The organism is Kosakonia oryzendophytica (assembly GCF_027886705.1).
Taxonomy (GTDB): domain Bacteria; phylum Pseudomonadota; class Gammaproteobacteria; order Enterobacterales; family Enterobacteriaceae; genus Kosakonia; species Kosakonia oryzendophytica.
In genome coordinates, this window is sequence record NZ_CP115659.1 from 4,529,267 (window position 1) to 4,550,180 (window position 20,914).

At 55.0% G+C, this 20,914-nt stretch carries 21 protein-coding genes and 1 pseudogene; 16 read left to right on the forward strand and 6 right to left on the reverse strand.

Annotated elements, in window-relative coordinates:
• The first annotated feature begins 68 nt into the window (after positions 1-68).
• Together holC and O9K67_RS21855 are read left to right on the forward strand one after the other, a co-directional pair.
• On the forward strand, positions 69-512 hold the full coding sequence (holC, locus tag O9K67_RS21850; protein WP_061498170.1) for a DNA polymerase III subunit chi: 444 nt from the start codon (positions 69-71) through the stop codon (positions 510-512).
• Entirely contained in the window at positions 512-3,367 is a 2,856-nt protein-coding gene (locus O9K67_RS21855) for a valine--tRNA ligase (RefSeq protein WP_061498173.1), read from the forward strand. Before holC ends, O9K67_RS21855 begins: the two co-directional genes overlap by 1 nt.
• A 94-nt stretch (positions 3,368-3,461) precedes the next feature.
• On the opposite strand, the gene O9K67_RS21860 is transcribed toward O9K67_RS21855, so the two are convergent.
• Positions 3,462-4,664, reverse strand: a complete 1,203-nt coding sequence (locus tag O9K67_RS21860) for a YjgN family protein (protein WP_061498176.1) — start codon at positions 4,662-4,664, stop codon at positions 3,462-3,464.
• Positions 4,665-4,855: 191 nt separating this feature from the next.
• Here O9K67_RS21860 and O9K67_RS21865 point away from each other — a divergent pair, with 191 nt between their 5' ends.
• A complete protein-coding gene (locus O9K67_RS21865; protein WP_061498183.1) occupies positions 4,856-5,359 on the forward strand; it encodes a GNAT family N-acetyltransferase in 504 nt (167 codons plus the stop codon).
• A 15-nt stretch (positions 5,360-5,374) separates the two neighbouring features.
• On the opposite strand, the gene miaE is transcribed toward O9K67_RS21865, so the two are convergent.
• A complete protein-coding gene (gene miaE, locus O9K67_RS21870) occupies positions 5,375-6,133 on the reverse strand; it encodes a tRNA isopentenyl-2-thiomethyl-A-37 hydroxylase MiaE (protein WP_061498187.1) in 759 nt (252 codons plus the stop codon).
• Between the two features lie 44 nt (positions 6,134-6,177).
• On the reverse strand, positions 6,178-6,603 hold the full coding sequence (rraB, locus tag O9K67_RS21875; protein ID WP_061498191.1) for a ribonuclease E inhibitor RraB: 426 nt from the start codon (positions 6,601-6,603) through the stop codon (positions 6,178-6,180).
• Between the two features lie 97 nt (positions 6,604-6,700).
• Here rraB and argL point away from each other — a divergent pair, with 97 nt between their 5' ends.
• Both argL and argF (O9K67_RS21880) read left to right on the forward strand, forming a co-directional pair.
• Positions 6,701-6,796, forward strand: a complete 96-nt coding sequence (argL, locus tag O9K67_RS24790; protein WP_408612826.1) for a putative translational regulatory protein ArgL — start codon at positions 6,701-6,703, stop codon at positions 6,794-6,796.
• Positions 6,766-7,770, forward strand: a complete 1,005-nt coding sequence (gene argF / locus O9K67_RS21880) for an ornithine carbamoyltransferase (protein ID WP_061498194.1) — start codon at positions 6,766-6,768, stop codon at positions 7,768-7,770. The genes argL and argF (O9K67_RS21880) overlap by 31 nt, the downstream gene beginning before the upstream one ends.
• Before the next feature lie 43 nt (positions 7,771-7,813).
• Here the strand turns inward: argF (O9K67_RS21880) and O9K67_RS21885 are convergent, their stop codons facing one another.
• On the reverse strand, positions 7,814-8,266 hold the full coding sequence (locus O9K67_RS21885; RefSeq protein WP_061498197.1) for a YhcH/YjgK/YiaL family protein: 453 nt from the start codon (positions 8,264-8,266) through the stop codon (positions 7,814-7,816).
• Between the two features lie 676 nt (positions 8,267-8,942).
• Between O9K67_RS21885 and arcA the strand changes: the two genes are divergently transcribed.
• The 5 genes from arcA to O9K67_RS21910 all read left to right on the forward strand — a co-directional run bounded on the left by arcA (position 8,943) and on the right by O9K67_RS21910 (position 14,625).
• A complete protein-coding gene (gene arcA, locus O9K67_RS21890; protein ID WP_061498200.1) occupies positions 8,943-10,163 on the forward strand; it encodes an arginine deiminase in 1,221 nt (406 codons plus the stop codon).
• Positions 10,164-10,173: 10 nt separating this feature from the next.
• On the forward strand, positions 10,174-11,085 hold the full coding sequence (arcC, locus tag O9K67_RS21895; protein ID WP_061498203.1) for a carbamate kinase: 912 nt from the start codon (positions 10,174-10,176) through the stop codon (positions 11,083-11,085).
• 499 nt (positions 11,086-11,584) lie between these two features.
• A complete protein-coding gene (argF, locus tag O9K67_RS21900; RefSeq protein WP_061498209.1) occupies positions 11,585-12,589 on the forward strand; it encodes an ornithine carbamoyltransferase in 1,005 nt (334 codons plus the stop codon).
• A gap of 47 nt (positions 12,590-12,636) precedes the next feature.
• Positions 12,637-14,040 carry a YfcC family protein gene (locus tag O9K67_RS21905; RefSeq protein WP_061498212.1) on the forward strand — a complete coding sequence of 468 codons (1,404 nt, stop codon included), beginning with the start codon at positions 12,637-12,639 and terminating at the stop codon, positions 14,038-14,040.
• A gap of 75 nt (positions 14,041-14,115) precedes the next feature.
• The gene (locus O9K67_RS21910) at positions 14,116-14,625 is read left to right on the forward strand and encodes an arginine repressor (RefSeq protein ID WP_061498215.1); all 510 of its coding nucleotides are present in this window, start codon (positions 14,116-14,118) and stop codon (positions 14,623-14,625) included.
• On the opposite strand, the gene O9K67_RS21915 is transcribed toward O9K67_RS21910, so the two are convergent.
• Positions 14,599-14,715, reverse strand: a complete 117-nt coding sequence (locus O9K67_RS21915; protein ID WP_088237430.1) for a hypothetical protein — start codon at positions 14,713-14,715, stop codon at positions 14,599-14,601. The genes O9K67_RS21910 and O9K67_RS21915 overlap by 27 nt on opposite strands.
• On the opposite strand from O9K67_RS21915, the pseudogene pyrL reads away from it, so the two are divergent.
• The 4 genes and pseudogenes from pyrL to ridA all read left to right on the forward strand — a co-directional run bounded on the left by pyrL (position 14,695) and on the right by ridA (position 16,705).
• A pseudogene (pyrL, locus tag O9K67_RS21920) lies at positions 14,695-14,798 on the forward strand (pyr operon leader peptide). The gene O9K67_RS21915 and the pseudogene pyrL sit on opposite strands and share 21 nt — an antisense overlap.
• 35 nt (positions 14,799-14,833) lie before the next feature.
• On the forward strand, positions 14,834-15,769 hold the full coding sequence (gene pyrB / locus O9K67_RS21925) for an aspartate carbamoyltransferase (protein WP_061498218.1): 936 nt from the start codon (positions 14,834-14,836) through the stop codon (positions 15,767-15,769).
• Between the two features lie 13 nt (positions 15,770-15,782).
• Positions 15,783-16,244 (forward strand): aspartate carbamoyltransferase regulatory subunit, encoded by a 462-nt coding sequence (gene pyrI / locus O9K67_RS21930; RefSeq protein ID WP_061498221.1) that lies wholly within the window; start codon positions 15,783-15,785, stop codon positions 16,242-16,244.
• A 74-nt stretch (positions 16,245-16,318) separates the two neighbouring features.
• Positions 16,319-16,705 (forward strand): 2-iminobutanoate/2-iminopropanoate deaminase, encoded by a 387-nt coding sequence (gene ridA / locus O9K67_RS21935; protein ID WP_061498224.1) that lies wholly within the window; start codon positions 16,319-16,321, stop codon positions 16,703-16,705.
• Between the two features lie 96 nt (positions 16,706-16,801).
• Here the strand turns inward: ridA and mgtA are convergent, their stop codons facing one another.
• Positions 16,802-19,510 carry a magnesium-translocating P-type ATPase gene (mgtA, locus tag O9K67_RS21940; RefSeq protein WP_061498226.1) on the reverse strand — a complete coding sequence of 903 codons (2,709 nt, stop codon included), beginning with the start codon at positions 19,508-19,510 and terminating at the stop codon, positions 16,802-16,804.
• Positions 19,511-19,605: 95 nt separating this feature from the next.
• Here mgtA and O9K67_RS24845 point away from each other — a divergent pair, with 95 nt between their 5' ends.
• Both O9K67_RS24845 and treR read left to right on the forward strand, forming a co-directional pair.
• Positions 19,606-19,728 carry a hypothetical protein gene (locus O9K67_RS24845; protein WP_271044622.1) on the forward strand — a complete coding sequence of 41 codons (123 nt, stop codon included), beginning with the start codon at positions 19,606-19,608 and terminating at the stop codon, positions 19,726-19,728.
• A 178-nt stretch (positions 19,729-19,906) separates the two neighbouring features.
• Entirely contained in the window at positions 19,907-20,854 is a 948-nt protein-coding gene (treR, locus tag O9K67_RS21950; RefSeq protein ID WP_061498229.1) for a trehalose operon repressor TreR, read from the forward strand.
• The last annotated feature ends 60 nt before the right edge of the window (positions 20,855-20,914 follow it).

Here is a 20,914-nt window from a genome sequence, read left to right on the forward strand (position 1 = left end):
TCTCTCTTAAGGAGAGGGCCGGGGTGAGGGTATGAGATTTAAATCCACCACAAGAAACCCCATATATTATGAAGACTGCAACGTTCTATCTTCTGGACAACGACAACACCGTTGATGGCTTAAACGCCGTGGAACAACTGGTGTGTGAGATTGCCGCAGAACGTTGGCGCAATGGCAAACGCGTGTTGATCGCCTGTGCCGATGAGCAACAGGCTATCCGGCTGGATGAAGCCCTGTGGGCGCGCCCGCCGGAAAGCTTCGTGCCGCACAACCTGTCGGGCGAAGGTCCGCGCGGTGGTGCACCGGTTGAGCTGGCCTGGCCGCAAAAGCGCAGCAGCAGCCCACGCGATGTACTGATCAGCCTGAGGGTGGAATTTGCAGATTTTGCCACCGCTTTCACAGAAGTGATAGACTTCGTCCCTTACGAAGACTCTCTGAAACAACTGGCGCGCGAACGCTATAAAGCTTACCGCGTGGCCGGTTTCAACCTGAACACGGCAACCTGGAAATAATGGAAAAGACATACAACCCCAAAGATATCGAACAGCCGCTGTACGAGCAGTGGGAAAAGCAGGGCTATTTCAAACCCAACGGTGATGAAAGCCAGGAAAGCTTCTGCATCATGATCCCACCGCCGAACGTCACCGGCAGTTTGCATATGGGCCACGCCTTCCAGCAAACCATTATGGATACCATGATCCGTTACCAGCGCATGCAGGGCAAAAACACCCTGTGGCAGGCGGGGACTGACCATGCCGGTATCGCCACCCAGATGGTGGTTGAACGTAAAATTGCCGCGGAAGAAGGGAAAACCCGCCACGACTACGGCCGCGACGCCTTTATCGACAAAATCTGGCAGTGGAAAGCTGAATCTGGCGGCACCATTACCCGCCAGATGCGCCGTCTCGGTAACTCTGTGGACTGGGATCGCGAACGTTTCACCATGGATGAAGGCCTCTCCAATGCAGTGAAAGAGGTGTTCGTCCGCCTGTATAAAGAAGATCTGATCTACCGTGGCAAACGCCTGGTGAACTGGGATCCGAAACTGCGCACGGCGATCTCCGATCTGGAAGTGGAAAACCGCGAGTCGAAAGGCTCCATGTGGCATATCCGTTACCCGCTGGCCGATGGCGCGAAAACCGCCGACGGTAAAGATTACCTGGTGGTCGCCACCACCCGTCCGGAAACGCTGCTCGGCGATACCGGCGTAGCGGTAAACCCGGAAGATCCGCGTTATAAAGATCTGATCGGCAAATTTGTGGTGCTCCCGCTGGTGAACCGCCGTATTCCGATCGTTGGCGATGAACACGCCGACATGGAAAAAGGCACCGGCTGCGTGAAAATCACCCCGGCGCACGACTTTAACGACTACGAAGTTGGTCGTCGTCACAAGCTGCCGATGATCAATATCCTGACCTTTGACGGCGATATCCGTGAAAGCGCGCAGGTGTACGACACCAACGGCAACGAATCCGACGTTTACCCGGCAGACATCCCGGCGGAGTTCCAGAAACTGGAGCGTTTTGCCGCGCGTAAAGCGGTGGTCGCCGCGGTAGACGCGCTCGGCCTGCTGGAAGAGATTAAACCGCACGATCTGACCGTACCGTACGGCGATCGCGGCGGCGTGGTTATTGAACCGATGCTGACCGACCAGTGGTACGTCCGTGCCGACGTACTGGCGAAACCGGCGGTAGAAGCGGTGGAAAACGGCGATATCCAGTTTGTACCGAAGCAGTACGAGAATATGTACTTCTCCTGGATGCGCGACATTCAGGACTGGTGTATCTCCCGCCAGTTGTGGTGGGGCCACCGTATTCCGGCCTGGTACGACAACGAGGGCAACGTCTTCGTCGGCCGCAGCGAAGAGGAAGTGCGTCAGGAAAACAACCTGTCCGCCGATGTCGCCCTGCGCCAGGACGAAGACGTGCTGGACACCTGGTTCTCCTCCGCGCTGTGGACTTTCTCCACCCTCGGCTGGCCGGAAAACACCGACGCACTGCGTCAGTTCCACCCGACCAGCGTGATGGTCAGCGGCTTCGACATTATCTTCTTCTGGATCGCGCGCATGATCATGATGACCATGCACTTTATCAAAGACGAAGATGGCAAACCGCAGGTCCCGTTTAAGACCGTCTATATGACCGGTCTGATTCGTGATGACGAAGGCCAGAAGATGTCCAAATCCAAGGGTAACGTGATTGACCCGCTGGATATGGTAGACGGGATTTCGCTGGCGGATCTGCTGGAAAAACGCACCGGCAACATGATGCAGCCGCAGCTGGCGGAAAAAATCCGTAAACGCACCGAGAAACAGTTCCCGGACGGCATTGAGCCGCACGGTACCGACGCCCTGCGCTTTACCCTGGCGGCGTTGGCCTCTACCGGCCGCGACATCAACTGGGATATGAAGCGCCTGGAGGGTTATCGTAACTTCTGTAACAAGCTGTGGAATGCCAGCCGCTTTGTGCTGATGAACACCGAAGATCAGGATTGCGGCTTCAACGGCGGCGAAAAAGTACTCTCGCTGGCGGATCGCTGGATCCTCGCCGAGTTCAACCAGACCATCAAGGCTTATCGCGACGCGCTGGATAACTTCCGCTTTGATATTGCGGCAGGCATCCTGTACGAGTTCACCTGGAACCAGTTCTGCGACTGGTATCTGGAGCTGACCAAGCCGGTCATGAACGGTGGCTCTGAAGCGGAATTGCGCGGCACCCGTAATACGCTGGTCACCGTGCTGGAAGGTCTTCTGCGTCTTGCGCACCCGATCATTCCGTTTATCACCGAGACCATCTGGCAGCGTGTGAAAGTGCTGAAAGGCATCACCGCCGAGACCATCATGCTGCAACCGTTCCCGGCATATGACGCCTCTCAGGTAGATGAGAACGCGCTGGCAGACACCGAATGGCTGAAGCAGGCGATCATTGCCGTGCGTAACATCCGTGCGGAAATGAACATCTCTCCGGGTAAACCGCTGGAGCTGTTGCTGCGTAGCGCAAGCGAAGATGCAAAACGTCGTGTAAACGATAACCAGAGCTTCCTGCAAACGCTGGCGCGCCTGGATAGCATTACGATCCTGTCTGCTGACGAGAAAGGCCCGGTTTCGGTCACCAAGATTGTTGACGGCGCAGAGTTGCTGATCCCGATGGCGGGGCTTATCGACAAAGACGCCGAACTGGCGCGTCTGGCGAAAGAAGTCGCTAAAGTGGATCAGGAAATTGGGCGTATCGAAAGCAAACTCGGTAACGAAGGCTTTGTCGCGCGCGCACCGGAAGCGGTGATTGCGAAAGAGCGTGAGAAGCTGGAAGGTTATGCGGAAGCGAAAGCGAAGCTGATTGAACAGCAGGCCGTTATCGCCGCGCTGTAATCACGTTGCATAAAAAAAGCCGGGCTCTGATGCCCGGCTTTTTTATTGGCTGGCCGAATAAAACATTGAGCGTCATCCGGCAAAAGCGGTCAGATTAAAAGACTACCGGATAGAAAGACAAACCACGCGCCAGCAGATTCGCTGGATCTTTTGCCGGTTGCACGTCGTGTTTTTCCAACGGCAGCGCTTCCAGATCACCGTGTACGTGCGTATTTTCCAGTAAATAGCGGGTAAAGCGCACTTTCGCCCACGGCCACGCCAGGAACAGCGTCACGCAGCACACCAGCAGGTTGGTCACGGAAATCAGGAACACGCGCCCGATGGTCACCGTAGAAGAAAAACGAATATCCCCTTCCAGCGACAGTTGGCTGTAGAGGTAATTACGCAGCTTCACAAAGGCGAAAATATAGCAAACCACCGCACCGGCAATATACAGCAGATAGCTGAACAGTAATTTTCCGTAGAACGGTCCCATCAGCAGTGCTAACTGTTCCGGGTCATCGCCAGCCGCATAGGCATACTGCGTCATCATAAAGAACGCCGGAATAATGATATACAATACAACGGCGATAAACGGCACAAACAACAGCATCGACAATACAATAATCGTGATGCATTTTTTCGCGGAAAATTCACCGGCGAATTTCAGTTTGCCGTATTGCAGATTATTAACCAGCATGCCAAACCATTGCGCAGTATATACACCCTGCATAATGGCGATCCCCAGCATTAATACCAGCGTACCGATACCAATCATAGTGAAAATAGCGCCGTACGAACCGCTACTGACAGCAGAAGAGGCAAAAAGGGAGAAGATCACCACTGAAGCGATAATAATCAGCAGCGGGCATCCCATCATCACCCACCAGGCGCGCAGCGGGCTGGCGTAGAAGTTGAAGCGTACACCGTTAATTTCCGTCATCAGCAGTTGATAGCGCAGCCCCTGAGTAATCAGCCACGGGAAGAAAATCAGGAATAAGCCAATCATGCACAGTTGCAGGCCAACATTCTGGTGCACCACGTTTATCAGGAAAATCACATACAGCACCAACAGACAGAGCCAGCCAACAAAAATCGAACGCCCAGTGGCATGATAAGAAAAACGCGCACCGCCAAGTTCAGTATTCTCGTAGAAATAACGGCGTGCACGCACTAATGCCCAGGGTAAATATAACCCTGCGGTTATCAGGGTAAGAAGAATATTCACCAGCCATACCGCGAAATAGCCTTTGCCACTGCCCTGAAAGAGAAAATGGCGAACGGGAGCCGTTACGGAACCATGAGTTTCGGAAGTCATAACAATCCTTATCGTAAAAAAACAAGACAAACAGAGTCAACCATAACAATATTGCGGTTGAGTTAAGTCCATTCTTAAGTCTAAATAGTTTAAAGTCGAAATAATAGCGACCAATATTCCTGGTCTTGCCAGAACGCCGTTGTGGTGGTATTAAGCAGGATCACGTCATAACCCCAAAACAGAGTGCAGAAATGAATGTGACCGCTCCGGTAGAGGTGAAAATGCGCCGGATTGCTGCTACAGATAACGCAGCAATCGCATCGGTGATCCGCCAGGTTTCGGCGGAGTATGGCCTCACCGCCGATAAAGGCTACACCGTCGCCGACCCCGAACTGGACGAGCTTTATCAGCTCTACAGTCGCCCGGGTTGTGCATATTGGGTAGTGGAACAAAACGGCGATGTCGTCGGCGGTGGCGGCGTTGCGCCGCTAAAATGCAGTGAACCGGATATCTGCGAACTGCAAAAAATGTATTTCCTGCCCAGGGCTCGCGGCCAGGGTCTGGCGAAAAAGCTGGCGCAAATGGCGCTCGACCACGCCCGCGCGCAGGGTTTTACCCGCTGTTATCTGGAAACCACCGCTTTCCTTACCGATGCCATTGGTCTGTATGAGCACCTGGGCTTTGAGCACATTGACGGGCCGCTGGGCTGCACCGGCCATGTAGACTGTGAAGTGCGCATGCTAAAAGCGCTGTAATATTACAGCGCGTTTTTACGCCGGCACGCCGCTGTGAAAACGAAACTCCGTATCCGGCGTTGAGATCAGCGCCGCTTCCACCTCGCCAAAATGGCGAACGCGCGGCGTGATATCCACGGGTGATACCTGCTGTGCCAGTGTCAGATAATCCTGGTAGTGGCGCGCCTCGGAGCGCAGCAGCGACAGATAGAACTTCTGTAAATCTTCTTCCAGCCATGGCGCCAGCGCAGCAAACCGCTCGCAGGAACGTGCTTCGATATAGGCACCGCAGATTAACTTATCAATCAGCGTCAGCGGCTCATGTGTGCGGACCTCTTTCAGCATCCCTTTGGCATAACGGCTGGCGGTGATTTTGACATAGGGGATGTTGCGCGCCAGCATCGCTTCCCTCACCTGCCAGAAATGGTGCAGTTCCTCTTTAATCAACAACACCATGCTATTCATCAGCGCCTGCCCCCAGCTATCGTCCGTTTGCGGCATTGCGCTTTTGCCAATCTGCTTATGCAGCGCAACAAAATCCGGCTCCGGTCCTTCACGAAAGGTGAATTCTTCATAGGGTTTGAGCCACGCCAGCAGCGCATCAGAACCGCGTTTATCCGCTACGTATTTGCGCACCAGCAGCATTGCGGTTTGCGCCGCTTTCAGCTCACAGACCATATGATCGGTCAGCAGGAGCGGCAACATAGCCGGTTCGCGGGCTTTCTCTATCCAGGATGGTGGGGTCGGGCAGTGGAGAAAATCGCGAACCGGGGAGAGTATTTGCGGGTAATCCATAGCTGTTCCTTGCTTGCGGCAGCTGGCGCTGCCGCAACGGTCACTCAGTGACGTACACCGTCATCGTCTTCGTCGATGTAGTCTTCATCTTCATCATCGTCACCCTCTTCGCCGTTCGGATCTTCGTAGTAGGTGCCCCAGCCGTCGTATTCAACCTCAAATTTTTCCGCCAGGTTCAGCAGTTGCTCAACCTGCGCGTCAATCAGATCGGCATTCAGTGCGCTTTCACTCAGCACGTCGCAGCAGATCACTACATCGCCTTCTTCCAGCTCCAGCTCTTCCGGCTCGGTCACTTCGTAACCCAGTTTGAAGGCTTCCACAGCGACCTTTTCCAGCGTTTCGAAATCATCTGCCGACAGGTGATGCTCAATGGTGTACAGCGCGTCAGGATCGCTACCATCTTCCAGCAATTCTTCAATAATCAAACGCGTCTCTTCGCGCTGTTCTTCCAGGTGTTCCGGGTTCGCCATGGCTCGTTCCTCATAATGTGGCAGATACACTTATTGTCACACACCGCCGCCAATGCCTCCACTCTCTGCCGAAAAGATTTCTCCTTCGGGGTTGCAAATGAATATTCATACATATAAATTGAATTTTAATTCAATAAGTGGCCTTAGCCATGTGAGGAAATTATGTCTACGTTTTATCAGAAACATTTCTTGAAGTTGCTCGACTTTACATCCGCTGAAATCCATTCCCTGCTGCAGCTCGCCTCGCAACTGAAGGCCGACAAGAAAAAAGGCCAGGAAGTCCAGAAGCTTACCGGCAAAAACATCGCGCTCATCTTCGAAAAAGACTCTACCCGCACACGATGCTCTTTCGAAGTTGCCGCATTTGACCAGGGCGCTCGCGTCACTTACCTCGGCTCCAGCGGCAGCCAAATCGGGCATAAAGAATCAATTAAAGACACCGCGCGCGTGCTCGGCCGGATGTACGACGGGATCCAGTATCGCGGCTACGGTCAGGAGATTGTAGAAACGCTGGCGCAGTACGCAGGCGTACCGGTGTGGAACGGTTTAACCGACGAATTCCACCCCACACAACTGCTGGCGGACCTGCTGACCATGCGTGAGCATCTGCCGGGCAAAGCTTTTAGCCAGATGACGCTGGTGTATGCAGGTGACGCGCGCAACAACATGGGCAACTCGATGCTGGAAGCCGCCGCGTTGATGGGCCTCGATCTGCGTCTGGTTGCACCGAAAGCCTGCTGGCCAAACGCCAGCCTTGTGACGGAATGCCGTGCGCTGGCGGTGAAAAACGGCGGAAACATTACGCTGACGGAAGATATTGCCGCAGGCGTAAAAGATGCTGATTTCATCTATACCGATGTCTGGTTGTCGATGGGTGAAGCCAAAGAGAAGTGGGCCGAACGTATCGCTCTGTTGCGCCCGTATCAGGTTAACAGCAAAATGCTGTCGCTGACCGGCAACCCACAGGTGAAATTCCTGCACTGCCTGCCTGCATTCCATGACGATCAGACCACGCTTGGCAAAAAAATGGCGGAAGAGTTTGGTTTACACGGCGGAATGGAAGTGACTGACGAGGTGTTTGAATCTCCGGCGAGCATTGTGTTTGATCAGGCGGAAAACCGCATGCACACCATCAAAGCGGTGATGGTAGCGACACTGAGTCAATAACGCGATACAGCCCGGTCAGCACTGTGCGACCGGGCGCCTTTTCTTATTCCACCCGCAGTTTAACCACCACTTTACGCACCGGTGCCGGGGCATTTACCGCGCACAGCGGCTTATGCACTTCGCCAGGGTAGAACACCACAAAATCCCCTTCGTTCAGCACTACCGTCTTCTCCTGCACGCCTTCCGGTAAAAAGGCGATGTCTTTATCCGCCAGCCAGTCGGTATCCGGCGCGCCCGCAGGTTGCGTACTGAAGGTCATGCCTTCCTGGCCTTTGAGAACGATCTGAATATCCAGATAACGTGCGTGATACTCCGCACGGCGCTCGGCAAAAGGCTGAGTCATATCTTCCGATACCAGGTAAAACAGGCGACTGCCGTCGATCTCATGTTTGCCGATCGGCGTGGCATCGGTGACATGCTGCTTAATCAGTTCAATAGCCTGGCGCAACGTTTCCGGCAGCCAGGCTTGTACATTGTGAATATTGCCAACGATCATGATTACATCCTCGATATAAAACAGCGTTTCATTTCACATGGTTATACGAGAATTCCCACTGCCATACCACCCTTTTTTGCAGGAGATTTGCGACAGCGCATAGTTATCGGAGCGGGTGTTAAACAGCTGTTAAGGCGCTGACGGCATTTATGCAGAGATCATGCATAAAGCCAGCGAGAGACGTTATCCGGCAGGCGCTGTGTGACTGATTAAGCATGGTTTATTAAAAAAAAGGGGGGAGCTTCACACTTTATTCCTCCCACTCTGCGCGCCTGAATTCACGCATTATTTTTAAATTGAATCGCCTCAGGAAATATTTCCCTCTTTTTTATGCATACCCATTCGGAATTGAAAAGTAAAAGCATTGAATTCAATGCGTTACAAAAAAGAGAAAATCAATCATTCCACACAAATCTATAACAACCATGAATAATTACAGTCATTAACGCGTAGGCATTCACCCTAGTAATAAGGCTGATTAACAGTTCTCTGATGCGAATCATGCATTTGAACACTCGCCAGACAATATCAATTTCGACGTGAACCAGCTCACATTTTTAATTCCAATGACACCTACTATGAGCCATGAAATTAATTGAGCTTATCGCACCATGAAATTAAATCGCGTTCATGGCACGCCCCTTTTTATTCTTAAAAAACAGTTAAAGGAATAATTATGGAAAAGCATTACGTCGGTTCTGAAATTGGTCAATTGCGTAGCGTTATGCTGCACCGCCCAAATTTAAGTCTGAAACGCTTAACCCCTTCAAATTGTCAGGAGTTGTTATTTGATGATGTGTTATCGGTTGAACGTGCGGGCGCGGAGCATGATGTGTTCGCAAACACGCTGCGTGAACAGGGTGTGGAAGTCCTGCTGTTGACCGACCTTTTGACTCAAACACTTGATATTGCAGAAGCAAAAGCCTGGTTGCTGGAGATGCAAATCTCCGATTATCGCCTCGGGCCCACCTTTGCCAGCGATGTACGAGGCTGGCTGGCGGATATGCCGCACCGCGAACTGGCGCGCCGGTTGAGCGGCGGACTCACCTACGGTGAAATCCCGGCATTTATTAAAAATATGGTTGTGGATACCCATACAGCCAATGATTTTATTATGAAGCCGTTACCCAACCACTTATTTACCCGCGACACATCGTGCTGGATTTATAACGGTGTTTCGATTAATCCGATGGCCAAACCAGCCCGCCAGCGTGAGACCAATAATCTGCGGGCAATATATCGCTGGCACCCGGCTTTTGCCGACGGGGAATTTATTAAATACTTCGGCGACGAGAATATTAATTATGATCACGCCACCCTCGAAGGCGGCGACGTATTAGTGATTGGCCGCGGTGCGGTATTAATTGGTATGTCGGAACGCACCACTCCGCAGGGTGTCGAGTTCCTTGCCAACAGCCTGTTTAAACACCGCCAGGCAGAGCGCGTGATCGCCGTGGAATTGCCGAAACACCGCTCCTGCATGCACCTCGATACCGTGATGACGCACATTGATGTCGACACCTTCTCTGTCTATCCCGAAGTCGTCCGCAAAGACGCCCAGTGTTGGACGCTGACGCCGGACGGGCGCGGCGGGTTGCAACGAACCCAGGAAGAGGATCTGTTGCATGCCATTGAAAAAGCGCTCGGCATTGATCAGGTGCGCCTCATCACCACCGGTGGCGACGCCTTTGAAGCCGAACGCGAGCAATGGAACGACGCCAATAACGTGCTGACCCTGCGCCCTGGCGTCGTGGTGGGTTACGAACGCAACACTTGGACCAACGAAAAATATGACAAGGCCGGTATCACTGTGCTGCCGATCCCCGGTGATGAACTGGGACGCGGACGCGGCGGTGCACGCTGCATGAGCTGTCCGCTGGAACGAGATGGCATTTAAAGGAGCCAACATGAAAAGGAAACCCACACTGGTTGTCGCTCTTGGCGGCAATGCTCTACTCAAACGCGGCGAACCGCTGGAAGCCGATATCCAGCGCCAGAATATCGATCTGGCTGCGCGTACCATTGCCGCGCTCACGGAACAGTGGAACGTGGTGCTGGTCCACGGCAACGGGCCGCAGGTCGGCCTGCTGGCGTTGCAGAACAGCGCCTACGACAAAGTGACTCCCTACCCACTCGACATCCTCGGCGCGGAAAGTCAGGGGATGATCGGTTACATGCTGCAACAGGCGCTGAAAAACCGCTTACCCCAGCGCGAAGTCAGCGTCCTGCTCACGCAGGTGGAAGTGGACGCAGCCGATCCCGCGTTCCGCCATCCGACCAAGTATATCGGTCCGGTCTACAACAACGAGCAGGCTGCCGCCCTGCAACAGGAAAAAGGCTGGACCTTTAAGGCTGACGGCCATTACGTCCGCCGCGTTGTCCCGTCCCCGCAGCCCAAACGCATTGTTGAAAGCGACGCGATTGCTGCGTTGATCCAGCGCGAACATCTGGTGATTTGCAATGGCGGCGGCGGTGTACCGGTAGTGGAAAACGCCAACGGCTATCACGGCGTTGAAGCCGTCATCGATAAAGATCTCTCTGCCGCCCTGCTGGCCCGCCAGATAGAAGCCGATGCCCTGCTGATCCTCACCGATGCAGACGCCGTTTACCTCGACTGGGGTAAACCGACCCAGCGGCCATTGGCACAGATATCGCCGGAAGTCCTGCAAGGGCTGTCGTTTGACGCGGGTTCTATGGGGCCGAAAGTCGCCGCCTGCAGCCAGTTTGTTGAAGCCTGTAACGGCATTGCCGGGATTGGCGCGCTGGCGGATGGGTTGTCCATCCTCAGTGGAGACAAGGGCACGCTGATTCGTCACTGATTTTTCCCCTCACCCCGACCCTCTCCCCTGAGGGGAGAGGGGGAAAACAGAGCTCGTCTCACCTCGCCAAAAGGAAGGGGAAAACAGAGCCCGCCTTACCTCCCTATGGAGAAGAAGAAACGGGACCGGTCCCCTCTCCCTCCGGGGAGAAGGGGAAAACAGAGCTCGCCTCACCTCCCTATGGAGAAGAGGAAACGGAACCGGTCCCCTCTCCCTCCGGGGGAGAAGGGGAAAACAGAGCTCGCATTACCTCCCTATGGAGAAGAGGAAACGGGACCGGTCCCCTCTCCCTCCGGGGAGAAGGGGAAAACAGAGCTCGCCTTACCTCCCTATGGAGAAGAGGAAACGGGACCGGTCCCTCTCCCTCCGGGGAGAAGGGGAAAACAGAGCTCGCCTTACCTCCCTATGGAGAAGAGGAAACGGGACCGGTCCCCTCTCCCCTCAGGGGAGAGGGTTAGGGTGAGGGGCTACAACGCTTTCATTTAAAAAGGATTACCCAATGACTATCAACCTGAAAAACCGCAATTTTCTCAAACTGCTGGACTACACCCCGGCGGAAATCCAGTACCTGATCGATCTGGCAATCACCCTGAAAGCCGACAAAAAAGCCGGGCGCGAGAAGAAAACGCTGGTGGGTAAAAACATCGCACTGATTTTTGAAAAAACCTCCACCCGCACCCGCTGCGCATTTGAAGTCGGCGCGTTCGACCAGGGGGCGCAGGTAACATACCTCGGGCCAAGCGGTTCGCAAATTGGTCACAAAGAGTCGATGAAAGACACCGCGCGCGTGCTGGGCCGTATGTATGACGGTATCGAATACCGCGGTTATGGGCAGGATATCGTCGAGGAGCTGGGCCAGTACGCTGGCGTGCCGGTCTGGAACGGGCTGACCAACGAGTTTCACCCCACGCAGATCCTCGCGGATTTGATGACCATGCTGGAGCATGCGCCAGGGAAAACCCTGCCGGACCTGAGCTTTGCCTATCTGGGTGATGCACGCAATAACATGGGCAACTCATTGATGGTGGGTGCAGCGAAAATGGGGATGGATATCCGTCTGGTCGCGCCAAAATCATTCTGGCCGGAAGAGACACTGGTTGCCCGCTGTCGCGACATTGCTAAACAAACCGGAGCACGCATCACGCTCACCGATGATGTAGACGAAGGTGTACACGGTGTCGATTTCCTCTACACAGACGTGTGGGTATCAATGGGCGAGCCGAAAGAAGCCTGGTCAGAACGCGTCAGCCTGATGAAACCCTATCAGGTTAACGCTGCGGTCGTGAAAGCCACGGGCAACCCGCATGTCAAATTCATGCACTGTCTGCCCGCCTTCCATAACGAGCACACCAAAGTCGGTAGCGAAATCGAGATGGCCTATGGCCTGAAAGGATTGGAAGTCACGGAAGAGGTCTTCGAATCCGCCAACTCTATCGTCTTTGACGAAGCAGAAAACCGGATGCACACCATTAAGGCGGTTATGGTGGCGACACTCGGCGACTAACGACTCCCCCGGCGTGCCGAGGGTGCGCCGGGGTAACGGAGAACATCATGGGCAAGTTCAAATTTCCTTCCGCTTACACCATTCTCTTTTTCCTGATCGCCGTGGTTGCCGCCCTGAGCTGGGTGATCCCCGCCGGTCAATACCAAATGACACTCAATCCGGCTCTGGGCAAAGAGGTGCCGATAGCCGGTACCTATGCCCACGTCGCCTCCCACCCGCAGGGGCTTATTTCGGTGATTATGGCCCCCATCAGTGGCCTGTACGATCCGGTGAGCGGCCAGGCGGGTGCTATTGATGTGGCGCTGTTTATTCTGATCATCGGCGGCTTTCTTGGCATCGTCACCAAAACCGGCGCGATCGACGCGGGTATTGAACGCGTCACTACGCGACTACGCGGGCGAGAAGAGTGGATGATCCCGATCCTGATGGCGCTGTTTGCCGCGGGCGGCACCATTTATGGCATGGCGGAAGAGTCCCTGCCGTTCTACACCTTGCTGGTGCCGGTAATGCTGGCCGCCGGGTTCGATCCACTGGTCGCCGCATCAACGATCCTGCTCGGCGCGGGGATCGGTACGCTCGGTTCCACCATCAACCCTTTCGCCACGGTGATCGCCGCCAACGCCGCCGGGATCCCCTTTACCCACGGAATGATGCTGCGCGCGGTGATTCTGGTCGTGGGCTGGATGATTTGCGTGGCGTGGGTGATGCATTACGCCCGCAAAGTGCGAGCCAACCCGGCGCTCTCGATTCTCGCAGATAAGCAGCAGGAAGATCGCGCGTATTTTCTCGGCAATAAATCGGCGGAAACGCTGGCGTTTACCCCGGTGCGCAAAGTGATCCTGCTTATCTTCGTGGTGGCCTTTGCGGTCATGATTTATGGCGTGTCGGTGCGTGGTTGGTGGATGGCGGAAATCTCCGCGGTGTTTCTCGCCAGTGCCATTATCATCGGGCTTATCGCCAGAATGAGCGAAGAGGAACTGACGTCTACCTTTATCAACGGCGCACGGGATCTGCTGGGTGTCGCACTGATTATCGGCATCGCGCGCGGTATTGTGGTGATCATGGATAAGGGGATGATTACCCACACTATTTTACACAGTGCCGAGGGTATGGTCAGTGGGTTATCCACCATCGCGTTTATCAACGTGATGTACTGGCTGGAAGTGGTGCTGTCGTTCCTTGTGCCTTCTTCATCCGGGCTGGCGGTTCTGACGATGCCGATCATGGCGCCTCTCGCTGATTACGCTAACGTCAACCGCGACCTGGTGGTGACGGCCTATCAATCCGCATCCGGCATCGTCAACCTCGTCACGCCCACCTCCGCGGTGGTGATGGGCGGTCTGGCGATTGCGCATGTTCCATATGTGCGTTACCTGAAATGGGTGGCGCCGCTGCTGGCGATCCTGACTGTTCTGATCATGGCGGCGTTGAGCCTTGGAGCCCTGCTGTAAGGGTGAATGAATGCCGGATAACGCGTCGCTTATCCGGCTTACGGCAGGTTTGGCAACATCAATGGGAAAAATAACATGAACGAATATGGAGATTATTCTGCGAAAGAGCAGCTACAGCTGGAGGTATGCCAGCGTCTGATTAGCGAGAAAAGCTACCTTTCCCAGGAGGAAATTCGCCGTGACCTTCAGTATCACGGCTTTGACAGTATCAGCCAGTCTACCGTTTCCCGCCTGCTGAAGTTGCTCGGCGTCATCAAAATTCGCAACGCCAAAGGACAAAAAATTTATTCGGTAAATCCGCAATCGCGCCCCGCGCCCGACGCCGCCCGTTCCATTTCGGAAATGGTGGTCAGCGTGGAGCATAACAGCGAATTTATCCTTATCCACACCGCTGCCGGGTACGGCCGCGCGGTGGCGCGTATTCTGGATTATCACCAGTTATCCGGGGTGCTTGGCGTGGTGGCGGGAAGCAGTATTGTCTGGGTGGCTCCGCGTGAGGTCGCACGCACTGCGCTGGTGCATAAACAGATTAAATACCTGCTTAAATCGCATGATTATTCATATAGAACCGTTTGCCATGGGTAAAATGTGCATCAATCGCTTGATTCGCAAAAACAGCTGCGTATAATCCGGGACAATTTGCCGGGAGGAAGTATGGTCCAGTGTGTACGACAGACTGTCTTACCGCGTCTGAAAAAGGGCGCAGGCCTGCCGTTTTCCTTTCCCGTTGCTTATCCTATTCACAGCCCCTCTATTGAGGGGCTTTTTTTTGCGCAGTCGTCAGGAGATAACCATGGCTAATCCGCTATATCAGAAACATATCATTTCCATAAACGATCTCAGCCGGGAAGAACTTGAACTGGTGCTCGCCACCGCCGCGCGACTGAAGGCAACCCCTCAGCCGGAGCTGCTGAAACACAAGGTGATCGCCAGTTGCTTCTTTGAAGCCTCCACCCGCACGCGTCTCTCGTTTGAAACGTCCATGCATCGCCTCGGCGCGAGCGTGGTGGGCTTTTCAGACAGCAGCAACACATCGCTGGGTAAAAAAGGCGAAACGCTGGCCGACACCATTTCGGTTATCAGCACCTATGTTGATGCGATTGTGATGCGCCACCCGCAGGAAGGCGCCGCGCGGCTGGCCACGGAGTTCTCCGGTGGCGTGCCGGTGCTGAATGCCGGCGACGGCGCTAACCAACATCCGACGCAAACGTTGCTCGATCTGTTCACCATTCAGGAAACCCAGGGCCGGCTGGAAAATATCAATATCGCGATGGTCGGCGACCTGAAATATGGCCGCACGGTGCACTCGCTGGCGCAGGCGTTGGCGAAGTTTAGCGGCAACCGTTTCTTCTTTATCGCTCCGGACGCGCTGGCCATGCCGCAGTACATCCTCGATATGCTCGATGAAAAAGGCATGGCCTGGAGCGTACACGCCAGCATTGAGGAGGTGATGGCGGAAGTCGATATTCTGTATATGACCCGCGTACAGAAAGAGCGCCTCGATCCGTCGGAATACGCCAACGTTAAAGCGCAATTCGTTCTGCGCGCCAGCGACTTGACCAGTGCGCGCAGCAATATGAAAGTGCTGCACCCGCTGCCGCGCGTTGATGAGATCACCACCGACGTGGATAAAACGCCGCATGCCTGGTATTTCCAGCAGGCCGGTAACGGCATTTTCGCCCGCCAGGCGCTGCTGGCGCTGGTACTTAATCGCGATTTGGCTCTGTAAGGGGAACACGACAATGACACACGATAATAAACTGCAGGTCGAAGCGATCAAATGCGGCACCGTGATTGACCATATTCCGGCGCGCATCGGGTTTAAACTGCTGACGCTGTTCAAGCTGACGGAAACCGATCAGCGCATCACTATTGGTCTGAATCTGCCCTCCGGCGAGATGGGGCGTAAAGATTTGATCAAGATCGAGAACACGTTTCTGACCGATGAGCAGGTCAACCAACTGGCATTGTATGCCCCGCAGGCCACGGTAAACCGCATTGACGACTATGAAGTGGTGGGTAAATCGCGCCCCAGTTTGCCTGAGCACATTGTGGGCGTGCTGGTCTGCCCGAACAGCAACTGCATCAGCCATGCCGAGCCGGTGTCATCCAGCTTTGCGGTGAAACAGCGCGCTGACGATATTGCCCTGAAGTGCAAATATTGTGAGAAAGAGTTCTCGCACCATGTGGTGCTGGCGAACTAATTGCGGTTGGTAAAGCCCCTCCCCCTCCCTATAATGTGGGGGAACCTTATCACCGTAGTCATTCAGGAACTATTATGACCAAAGTTATCGCGACGGAAAATGCACCAGCAGCTATCGGCCCTTACGTACAGGCTGTTGATCTTGGCAATATGCTCCTTACTTCCGGTCAGATCCCGGTCGACCCGAAAACTGGCAGCGTTCCGGACGACATCGCCGCGCAAGCGCGTCAGTCGCTGGACAACGTGAAAGCTATCGTGGAAGCGGCAGGTCTGAAAGTAGGCGACATCGTCAAAACCACCGTGTTTGTGAAAGATCTTAATGATTTCGCGACAGTAAACGCGACGTACGAAGCGTTCTTTACCGAGCACAACGCAACCTTCCCGGCCCGTTCCTGCGTGGAAGTGGCGCGTCTGCCGAAAGATGTAAAAATCGAGATCGAAGCGATCGCGGTACGTCGCTAAGCGACCCGCGCTTACCCGGTAAAACGCCTGCGTCTGGCCGGGTAAGCGCAGCAAAGGTGCCTGATGGCCGTTCGCCACCAGGCTCACCACGTTTGATTACTGCCAACCGTAGCGACGGCTGTAGAACCCTTTCACCCACTGTGTCAGCGTCATATAACCTGCCAGAATCGCCACCAGCCACGGGAAGTAAGAGAGCGGCAGCGGCTGCAATTGCAGGTAACCCGCCAGCGGCGAAAATGGCAGCACAATCCCCACACAAATCACCATCAACGTCATCGCAATTAACGGCCAGGCCGCACGGCTCTGAATAAACGGCACGCGGCGGGTGCGGATCATATGCACAATCAGCGTTTGCGACAGCAAGCCCTCCACGAACCAGCCAGACTGGAACAGGGTTTGCGCTTCCGGCACGTTGGCTTTAAAGACCCACCACATCAGACAAAACGTCAGAATGTCAAAAATGGAGCTGATCGGGCCAAAGAAGATCATAAAACGCCCAAGATCGGCGGGATTCCAGCGCTGGGGTTTTTCGATCTGTTCGTCGTCAACGTTATCAAACGGGATCGCCACCTGCGACACATCGTACAGCAGGTTCTGGATCAACAAGTGCAACGGCAGCATGGGCAGAAACGGCAGGAACGCGCTCGCTACCAGCACGCTGAAGACGTTGCCGAAGTTAGAACTGGCCGTCATTTTGATGTATTTCAGCATATTGGCGAAGGTACGACGCCCTTCAATGACCCCCTCTTCCAGTACCATCAGGCTCTTTTCCAGCAAGATGATATCGGCCGCTTCACGGGCAATATCCACCGCACCATCTACGGAAATACCAATATCCGCCGCGCGCAGTGCTGGGGCGTCGTTAATGCCATCGCCCATAAAGCCCACCACATGCCCTTCACGCTTCAGCAGGGTGACAATGCGCTCTTTGTGCATCGGCGTCAGGCGTGCGAACAGCGCCGTGCGTTTTGCCAGTTGTGCCAGCGCATCATCGTCCAGGTGCTCAATCTCACTGCCGGTCACTGCATCGCCGACCTCCAACCCGACTTCGTGGCACACTTTCGCCGCCACCAGCTCACTGTCGCCGGTGAGGATTTTGACGGTGATGCCGCTGGCTTTCAGCGCTTTTAGCGCGGGTGCCGTGGTCTCTTTCGGCGGATCAAGAAAAGCGATGTACCCTTCGAGGATCAGATCCGACTCATCCGCACGCTGGTAATCACCACTGCGCGCCGGAAGGTATTTCGTCGCCACGGCCACCACGCGCAATCCCTGGCGATTCAGGGTGCTGGTCACACGTTCAATACGCCGCAGCATGGTCTCATCCAGCGGGAAAATCTCGCCGTTAAAACGCACCTGGGAGCAGACGCTGAGGATTTCCGCCAGCGCACCTTTGCAAATCAGCTGATGCACATCGGCCTGCTGCGCCACCACCACCGACATACGGCGACGTTCGAAATCAAAGGGGATTTCGTCCACCTTGCGCCAGCCGGCGGCCAGCGTTTGTGCGGCATCCGCATCCACGCCTTCCAGTACGGCGGTATCCAGCAGATTTTTCAGCCCGGTCTGGTAATGGCTGTTCAGCCAGGCGCTATGCAGTACCCGTTCACTGCTTTTGCCGCTGATATCCGTATGATTTTCCAGCACGATTTTATCCTGCGTCAGCGTGCCGGTTTTATCGGTGCAGAGGATGTCCATCGCGCCGAAGTTCTGGATCGCATCCAGATGTTTGACGATCACTTTCTGTTTCGACAGTTTCACCGCACCGCGCGCCAGCGTTGAGGTGACGATCATCGGCAACATTTCCGGTGTCAGACCCACAGCAACGGACAAGGCAAACAGCGCAGCTTCCCACCAGTCGCCTTTCGTAAAGCCATTGATCAGCAACACAATCGGCGTCATCACCATCATAAAGCGAATCAGCAGCATGCTGACGCGGCCAATGCCTTTCTGGAAAGCGTTCGGCTCACTCTCCTGCTCGCTCACCCGTCCGGCCAGTTGGCCGAACCAGGTGTGACCGCCAGTGGCGATCACCATCGCCTGCGCCGTCCCGCTTACGACGTTAGTCCCCATAAAGCACAGTGTGTCGCATTCCAGCGGGTTCTGTTGCCCTTGCTGACGCGTCGTGGCCACTTTCTCAACCGGCAGAGATTCGCCGGTCAGCGAGGCCTGTGCGACAAACAGATCCCGCGCCTGCATCACACGCAGATCGGCGGGGATCATGTCGCCTGCTGCCAGTTTTACGATATCGCCGGGCACCAGTTGATCGATCGGGATCTCGCACCAGCCGTTTTCGCCTTTCTCATTAACCACCCGTAATACCGTTGCGGTATTGCTCACCATCGCTTTCAACGCATCCGCGGCTTTGGTGGAGCGCGCCTCTTGCAGGAAATTCAGCAGCGTCGATATCGCCACCATCAAGGCAATCACACTGGCGGCAAACAGATCCTCCGAGGCATAGGAGATCACCCCCAGGCAGGTGAGCAGCAGGTTAAACGGGTTGCGATAGCAGACCCACAGGTGCACCCACCAGGGCGACGGTTTCTGCGCCGGAATGAGGTTTTCACCGTGCGTTTGACGGGCCAGTTCAACGTCCTGCGGGTTCAGCCCTTCCGGGTGGCTGGCGAACGTTTGCCACAGCAGCGTAGGCTCCATGTTGGCAACGTTCAGACAGCGTTCGCTTAATGAGGCGGGGATGTCGCCATGCGCAATGTGTTGCGCGCCAGGCAGCGGATCGCGCTGTACCAGGCGGCGGGGTAAATGGCGGTTCAGGCGAGCGAAAAGCTGCCGGGTAATGTTTTTCAGCATAACAGTGTCCTTGCCCCCGCATCACGCGGGTGCTTATGTTGCAGGCACGGAAAGCCACGCCTGCAGGTGTCATCTGGTTGGCAGGGACAAAAAAAATGTCGCTGCCTTACGCATCCGGTAAGGCAGCAAAAGCAGGCTTACCGGTTGTTTCTCCGTCGCGGGAGAGGGGTGGGATCGGGATCCATCTGACCTCCGGTAAGGTAGTGAAGAGTGAATGATTACAGTGCGGTATCATAGCGCAGTCGAATTAAACGAAACGTATACATACAACAATCCATATAGCTGAAAGGCAGCAACGCAGCGTGTAAACCAGACTTTGCTCATTGCCGATCGGTTGGAACCAGGACGAAACTCCTTTATTCTGCAAACCGCCTGAGAACGGAGAGGGATTCACGCATGCAAAACCGGCTGACCATTAAAGATATCGCGCGCTTAAGCGGGGTGGGTAAATCCACCGTCTCCCGCGTGCTGAATAATGAAAGCGGCGTAAGCCAGCGTACGCGCGAGCGGGTTGAGGCCGTCGTCAATCAGCATGGTTTTTCCCCTTCCCGTTCGGCGCGCGCCATGCGCGGACAGAGCGATAAAGTGGTGGCAATTATCGTCTCCCGTCTGGATTCCTTGTCAGAAAACCTTGCCGTGCAGACCATGCTGCCAGCGTTTTACGAGCAGGGGTACGATCCGATCATGATGGAGAGCCAGTTCTCCCCGGAACTGGTAGAAGAGCATTTGCAGATGCTCAGCCGCCGCAATATCGACGGTGTGGTGCTGTTCGGTTTTACCGGCGTCACAGAGTCCCTGCTCGCCTCCTGGCAATCCTCGCTGGTGTTGCTGGCGCGCGATGCCGATGGTTTTTCCTCCGTCTGTTATGACGATGAAGGCGCTATTCAGCTCTTGATGGAGAACCTCTACGCACAGGGGCATCGCCATATCAGCTTTATCGGTGTACCGCACAGCGACATCACCACCGGCAAACGCCGCCACGACGCGTACCTGGCGTTTTGTAAAACGCATCACCTGGAGCCGCTGTCCGTACTGCCAGGCCTCGCCATGAAGCAGGGTTACGAACATGTGGCGCACGTGCTGACCGCACAGACCACCGCCCTGCTCTGCGCGACAGACACCCTTGCACTCGGTGCCAGCAAATATCTGCAGGAGCAGCGCATCGACAACCTGCAACTCGCCAGCGTCGGTAACACACCGTTAATGAAATTCCTGCACCCGGAGATTATCACCGTCGATCCCGGCTATGCCGAAGCCGGTCGTAAGGCCGCCGCACAGTTGATCGATCAGGTAAATGGTCGCGTTGATCCGCGACAGATTGTGATCCCCGCCCACCTGGTGTGATCACCCCTCCCAACGGTTTATTGTGATCCTCGCCCAATTTCGGGAACGTTCCCATTTTCA

Bases quoted from the DNA above. Each gene is read 5' to 3' on its own strand.
- holC (WP_061498170.1), top strand. From the start codon at position 69: ATGAAGACTGCAACGTTCTATCTTCTGGACAACGACAACACCGTTGAT.
- O9K67_RS21855 (WP_061498173.1), top strand. From the start codon at position 512: ATGGAAAAGACATACAACCCCAAAGATATCGAACAGCCGCTGTACGAG.
- O9K67_RS21860 (WP_061498176.1), bottom strand. From the start codon at position 4,664: ATGACTTCCGAAACTCATGGTTCCGTAACGGCTCCCGTTCGCCATTTT.
- O9K67_RS21865 (WP_061498183.1), top strand. From the start codon at position 4,856: ATGAATGTGACCGCTCCGGTAGAGGTGAAAATGCGCCGGATTGCTGCT.
- miaE (WP_061498187.1), bottom strand. From the start codon at position 6,133: ATGGATTACCCGCAAATACTCTCCCCGGTTCGCGATTTTCTCCACTGC.
- rraB (WP_061498191.1), bottom strand. From the start codon at position 6,603: ATGGCGAACCCGGAACACCTGGAAGAACAGCGCGAAGAGACGCGTTTG.
- argL (WP_408612826.1), top strand. From the start codon at position 6,701: ATGAATATTCATACATATAAATTGAATTTTAATTCAATAAGTGGCCTT.
- argF (WP_061498194.1), top strand. From the start codon at position 6,766: ATGTCTACGTTTTATCAGAAACATTTCTTGAAGTTGCTCGACTTTACA.
- O9K67_RS21885 (WP_061498197.1), bottom strand. From the start codon at position 8,266: ATGATCGTTGGCAATATTCACAATGTACAAGCCTGGCTGCCGGAAACG.
- arcA (WP_061498200.1), top strand. From the start codon at position 8,943: ATGGAAAAGCATTACGTCGGTTCTGAAATTGGTCAATTGCGTAGCGTT.
- arcC (WP_061498203.1), top strand. From the start codon at position 10,174: ATGAAAAGGAAACCCACACTGGTTGTCGCTCTTGGCGGCAATGCTCTA.
- argF (WP_061498209.1), top strand. From the start codon at position 11,585: ATGACTATCAACCTGAAAAACCGCAATTTTCTCAAACTGCTGGACTAC.
- O9K67_RS21905 (WP_061498212.1), top strand. From the start codon at position 12,637: ATGGGCAAGTTCAAATTTCCTTCCGCTTACACCATTCTCTTTTTCCTG.
- O9K67_RS21910 (WP_061498215.1), top strand. From the start codon at position 14,116: ATGAACGAATATGGAGATTATTCTGCGAAAGAGCAGCTACAGCTGGAG.
- pyrB (WP_061498218.1), top strand. From the start codon at position 14,834: ATGGCTAATCCGCTATATCAGAAACATATCATTTCCATAAACGATCTC.
- pyrI (WP_061498221.1), top strand. From the start codon at position 15,783: ATGACACACGATAATAAACTGCAGGTCGAAGCGATCAAATGCGGCACC.
- ridA (WP_061498224.1), top strand. From the start codon at position 16,319: ATGACCAAAGTTATCGCGACGGAAAATGCACCAGCAGCTATCGGCCCT.
- mgtA (WP_061498226.1), bottom strand. From the start codon at position 19,510: ATGCTGAAAAACATTACCCGGCAGCTTTTCGCTCGCCTGAACCGCCAT.
- O9K67_RS24845 (WP_271044622.1), top strand. From the start codon at position 19,606: ATGTCGCTGCCTTACGCATCCGGTAAGGCAGCAAAAGCAGGCTTACCG.
- treR (WP_061498229.1), top strand. From the start codon at position 19,907: ATGCAAAACCGGCTGACCATTAAAGATATCGCGCGCTTAAGCGGGGTG.